The following is a 5,922-nucleotide window of genomic DNA, read 5'->3' as shown; positions in this document are numbered from 1 at the left end:
TTCTCGTCCAGCTCCCGGTACGACACCTCCACACCATCGGCGACCACCGCCACCGCATCCGGAGCCCGCACCACCTGCGCGGCGAACACCTCATGCACCGGCACGAACGCCACCACCCGCTCGGTGTCGTTCCACTCCACCAACACCCGCCGCCGCTCATCCACGGTCAACACATCCACGGCGCCCAGCCGCAGCTCCGGGTCGACGGCCACCGCCGCCAGCACCCCCGCCCAACGCTCCGCGATCCGCTCGACCGACTCCGGATCGAACAGATCCGCAGCCGCCGTCAGCGCACCGCGCACACCCGCCGGACGGCCCTCGGCATCGAACACCTCACCGACCATCACATCCAGGTCGAACTTCACCGCCGACCTGGTCATGGACAGCCCGCCGGTCCGGGTGCCGGAGAGGTCCGCCACCGCACCACCGGCGTTCTGCAGCGTCAGAAGCGCCTGGAACAGCGGGTGCCGCGCCAGCGAGCGCGTGGGGGCCAGTTCCTCGACCAGCTTCTCGAACGGTACGTCCTGGTGCGCGAACGCCCCCAGGCTGGTCTCCCGCACCCGGCCCAGCACCTCGCGGAACGACGGGTCACCGGACAGGTCCGTGCGCACCACCAGGGTGTTGACGAAGAACCCGACCAGGTCGTCCAGCGCCTCGTCGGTGCGCCCGGCCACCGCCGCGCCGATCGGGATGTCGGTCCCCGCGCCGAGGCGCGAGAACAGCACCGCGAGGGCGGCCTGCAGCACCATGAACATGGTCACGCCCTCGGCCCGCGCCAACTCCACCAGCCGGGTGTGCAGTTCGGCCGGGAGAGTGAGCGGCACAGTGTGCCCACGGTGACTCGCCACCGCCGGACGCGGACGGTCGAACGGCAGCGCCAACTCCTCCGGCGAACCCGCCAACGCCCCGCGCCAGTAGGCAACCTGGCGCGACAGCAGGGTCTCCGGGTCTTCCGTCGACCCCAGCAACTCGCGCTGCCACAGTCCGTAGTCCGCGTACTGCACCGGCAGCGGCACCCACTCGGGCGCCCGCCCCTCCAGCCGCGCCGCGTACGCGGCCGCGATGTCCCGCGACAGCGGGCCCATCGACCAGCCGTCACTCGCTATGTGATGCACCAGCAGCACCAGGACGTGCTCGTCCGGGCCCACCGAGAAGAGCGAGGCTCGGATCGGCACTTCCGCCGAGAGGTCGAACACGTGCCGCGCCGCCTCCGCGACCGCGCCGCGCAGCTCCTCCGGGGCGACCTCGACCAGCCGCAGCTCCCACTCGAACTCGTCCGGCTCCAGGATCCGCTGGTAGGGCTCGCCGTCGACCTCGGCCAGCACCGTGCGCAGCACCTCGTGCCGACCCAGCACATCCCGCAGAGCCACGTTCAGCGCCCCCCGGTCCACCTCGCCCGACAGCCGCAGCGCGACCGGGACGTTGTAGGTGGCACTCGGCCCCTCCAGCTGCCCGACGATCCACAACCGCTGCTGCGCGAAGGAGAGCGGCAGCCGCTCGGGACGCTCCCCGGCGACCAGCGCCACCCGGGCCTGGCCCGCGTCGGTCAGCCTGGCGGCCAGCGCGGCCACGGTCGGCGCCTCGAACAGCGTCCGCAGCGGCAGCTCCACGCCCAGCACCGAACGGACCCGGCTGAGCAGCCGCACCGCCGACAACGAGTGCCCGCCCAGCGCGAAGAATTCCTCGTCGACCCCCACCCGCTCCAGGCCCAGCACCTGGGCGAACGCCCCACACAGGATCTCCTCCTGCGGCGTGGCCGGACCGCGACCGGCGCCTGTGGTGGCGGCGTCGACCGGCGCCGGCAGCGCGCTGCGGTCCAAGGCCCCGTCGTCCATCAGCGGCAGCGCGTCCAGCACCACGACCGCCGACGGCACCATGTGCTCCGGCAACCGCTTCCCGGCGAGGTCGATCACCGAGGCGTCCAGCGTGCCCCCCTTCGCCTTGGTGCCCTCGACGGGCACGATGTAGGCGACCAGGCGCCGGTCACCTGGCGCGTCCTCCCAGGGCACGACCGCCGCCTGCGCGACCTGCGGATGCGCCAGCAGCGCGGCCTGGACCTCGCCGGGCTCGATCCGGAAGCCGTTGATCTTCAGCTGGTCGTCCACCCGGCCGAGGTGCTCCAGCCGGCCGCCGGTGGTCCACCGCGCCAGGTCCCCGGTGCGGTACAGGCGCTCACCGTTGCCGAACGGATTCGCGACGAACCGCCCGGCGGTCAGCGCCGCGCGACCCAGGTAGCCGCGAGCCAGTTGCGGGCCGGCCACGTACAGCTCCCCGGCGACGCCGACCGGCACCGGCCGTAGTGCGGAGTCCAGCACGTACACGCGGGTGTTGGACAGCGGGCGGCCGATCGGCACCGGGCCGCCCGCGGGCTCCGGACGGCACCGCCAGGCGATGACCCGGTCCGGTGCCTCGGCGAGCCCGTAGAGGTTGTACAGCTCCGCTCCCGGCAGCTCGGCGAAGAACCGCGCCCGCACCTCCGTCGGCAGGGTCTCCCCGCCGGTCGCCACCAGCCGCAGCCGGGTGCAGCCGGCCACCGCGGGCTGGCGCAGGAACGCGTCGAGCGTCGCGGGGGCGAAGTGCGCCGCGGTCACCCGCTCATCGCGCACCAGCTCCGCCAACTGCGCCGCATCCCGGTACGCGTCCGGTTGCGCCAGGACCAGTGCCGCGCCTTCCAGCAGCGGCCAGACGAACTCGAACGCCCGCAGTTGCGCACCGAGCGGGGCCTTCTGCAGCACCCGGTCGCCCGCGTCGAGCCTGTGGTGTGCCCGCGTCCACGCCAGTCGGTTCACGATCCCCTCATGCGCACTCACCACGCCCGTCGGCGTGGCCGCGGGACCCGAGGTGTAGATCACCGTGGCCGGGTGCGCCGGCAGCAGCACGGCGGAACGGTCGTCCCCGGTCAGCGGTCCCCCGGTCAGCTCGGCCAGCTCCGCCACTGCCGACGGGCCGTCCAGCACCACCTGCTGCCACTTCCCGGGCACCGGCCCGGGCAGTGCCGCGACAGCCGCCGTCGACGTCAGGACGCACCGCACGTCCGCGTCCCCGAGCACGAAGCCGATCCGCTCGGCCGGGTCCGCCGGGTCCACGGGCAGCCAGGCGCCGCCCGCCTTCCACACCGCCAGCAGCGCCACCACCAGCTCGACGCCGTGCTCCGTGCAGAGCGCGACGACCGACTCCGGCCCCACACCGCGACCGAGCAGCAAGCGTGCCAGCCGGTTCGCGCGCTCATCCAACTCGCGATAGGTCAGCTCGACACCCTCGGCGACCAGCGCCACCGCATCGGGGGTCCGCGCCGCCTGCGCCTCGAACAGCTCCGGCACCGTAGACCCCGGTACCTCGACTGTGGTGTCGTTCCACTCCACCAGCACCCGCTGCCGCTCATCCGCGGTCAGCACGTCCACGGTGCTCAGCCGCTGCTCCGGGTCGGCGGCCACCGCCGCCAGCACCTGCGCCCAGCGCTCGGCGATCCGCTCGACCGACTCCGGCTCGAACAGGTCCACCGCCGCGGTGACGGCCCAACGGAGCCCGGCTGGACGGCCCTCGAGGTCGAAGGCCTCCTCGACCGAGAGGTCCATGTCGAACTTCGACGGCGATTCCCGCACCGGCGTCGCCGTCACAGGGGACCCGGCCGTCGGATCCGCCACCGTCCGCGCGTTGTTCTGCATGATGAGCAGCACTTGGTGCAGCGGGTTGCGGGCCAGGGAGCGGGCGGGGGCCAGCTCCTCCACCAGCTTCTCGAACGGCACGTCCTCGTTGGCGTAGGCCGCCAGTCCGGCCTCGCGCACTCGGGCGAGCACCTGCGTGAAGGTGGGGTCGCCGGACAGGTCGGTACGGACCACCAGGGTGTTGACGAAGAAGCCGACCAGGTCGTCCAGCGCCTCGTCGGTGCGCCCGGCCACCGACACCCCGAGGGGGATGTCGGTGCCCGCACCGAGGCGGGAGAACAGCACCGCGAGCGCGGCCTGCAGCACCATGAACAGCGTCACGCCTTCGGAACGCGCCAACTCCGTCAGCTGCGCGTGCAGTTCGCCGGATATGCCGAACTCTGAGAGGTAGCCGCGGTGGCCGGCCACGGGCGGGCGGGGGTGGTCGAACGGCAGCTCGAGCTGCTCCGGGGCACCGGCCAGCGCCTCGCGCCAGTAGGCGACCTGCCGGGACAGCAGGCTCTCCGGGTCGTCCGCCTCGCCCAGCACCTCGCGCTGCCACAGCGCGTAGTCCGCGTACTGCACCGGCAGCGGCGCCCAGTCGGGCACCCGACCCTCCGAGCGCGCCGCGAAGGCGGCGGCGATGTCGCGGGTCAACGGCTTCATCGACCAGCCGTCCCAGGCGATGTGATGCATCGCCAGCATCAGCACCGATTCCTCGGAACCGGTCGAGATCAGCGTGGCCCGGAACGGCACCTCCGCCGACAGGTCGAACACATACCCGGCCGCCTTGGCCAGCGCGCCATCCAGCTCCTCGGGGGCGGCCTCGACCAGCTGCAGCTCCCAGTCGAGCTCGTCCGGCTCCAGGATCCGCTGGTAGGGCTCGCCGTCGGCCTCGGCCAGCACCGTGCGCAGCGCCTCGTGCCGGCCCAGCACGTCGCGCAGCGCCGCGTTCAGCGCCACCCGGTCCACGTCGCCGGGGAGCCGCAACTTCGCCGAGCTGTTGTAGGTGTCACTGAGACCCTCCAACTTCCCGGCGATCCAGAGCCGTTGCTGCGCGAAGGAGAGCGGAAGCCGCTCGGGACGCTCCCGGGCGACCAGCGGCACCCGGGCCTGGCCCGCACCGGCCAGCCGGGCCGCGAGACGTGCCACGGTCGGCGCCTCGAACAGCGCCCGCAGCGGCAGCTCCGCACCCAGCACCGCACGCATGCGGCTGATCAGACGGACGGCGAGCAACGAGTGGCCGCCCAGGGCGAAGAAGTCGTCGTCGACGCCCACGTTCTCCAGTCCGAGGACCTGCGCGAACGCCGCGCACAGAAGCTCCTCCTGCGGGGTGGCCGGACCACGGCCGGCACCCGCGACGGCCGCGTAGTCCGGGGCGGGCAGCGCGCGGCGGTCCAGCTTGCCGTTGATGGTCACCGGCAGCGCGTCCAGCACCACCACGACCGCCGGCACCATGTGCTCCGGCAACCGCTGCGCGGCGAACCCCCGAGCGAGCTCCGGCAGTTCGTCCACACTGACGTCCTCGCCGTCGACGGCGACGTATGCCACCAGGCGCAGATCGCCCGGCGCGTCCTCGCGCACGATGACGGCGGCGTGGGAGACGGAGGGATGCGCGGTGAGGACGGCCTGGATCTCGCCCGGCTCGATGCGGAAACCGCGCAGCTTCACCTGGTCGTCGGTGCGGCCCAGGTACTCCAGCGCGCCGTCCGCGTTCCAGCGCGCCAGGTCACCCGTGCGGTACATGCGCGCACCCTCGGCCTCGAACGGGTTCGCCACGAACCGCTCCGCCGTCAGACCCGGACGGTCGAGGTAACCACGCGCCAGCTGCACACCCGCCAGGTAGAGCTCACCCGGCACACCGACCGGAGCCGACCGGAGGTGGGCGTCCAACACATAGACCCGGGTATTGAACACCGGCCGCCCGATCGGCACCGACACACCCTCGGAACCCTCCGCACACGCCCACGAGGTCACATCCACCGACGCCTCGGTCGGCCCGTACAGATTGTGCAGCCCCACCGACGGCAGCACCCGCGCGAAGGCGTCACGCAGCTCGGCACTCAGGGCCTCACCACTGCACATCACCGCCCGCAGACCCGTACAGGCACCAGCAGCCGACTCGGCCAGGAACACCTGCAGCATCGACGGCACGAAATGCGCCACGGTGACGTTCTCACGCCGGACCAACCCGGCCAGGTACACCGGATCCCGATGGCCACCCGGACGCGCGACCACCAGCGTCGCACCCTCCAGCAACGGCCAGAAGAACTCCCAC

1 protein-coding gene is annotated in these 5,922 nt (G+C 72.8%); it reads right to left on the bottom strand.

From position 1 onward, the window contains the following. The coding region (locus ABZ449_RS41585; RefSeq protein ID WP_360357227.1) for an amino acid adenylation domain-containing protein at positions 1–5,922 on the bottom strand (5,922 nt) is incomplete at both ends.

The organism is Kitasatospora sp. NPDC005856, from assembly GCF_040629945.1.
In the GTDB taxonomy this organism is placed as follows: Bacteria; Actinomycetota; Actinomycetes; order Streptomycetales; family Streptomycetaceae; genus Kitasatospora.
The sequence above is the reverse complement of the archived record's forward strand: the minus strand, read 5'-3'. Positions and strand labels throughout refer to the sequence as shown.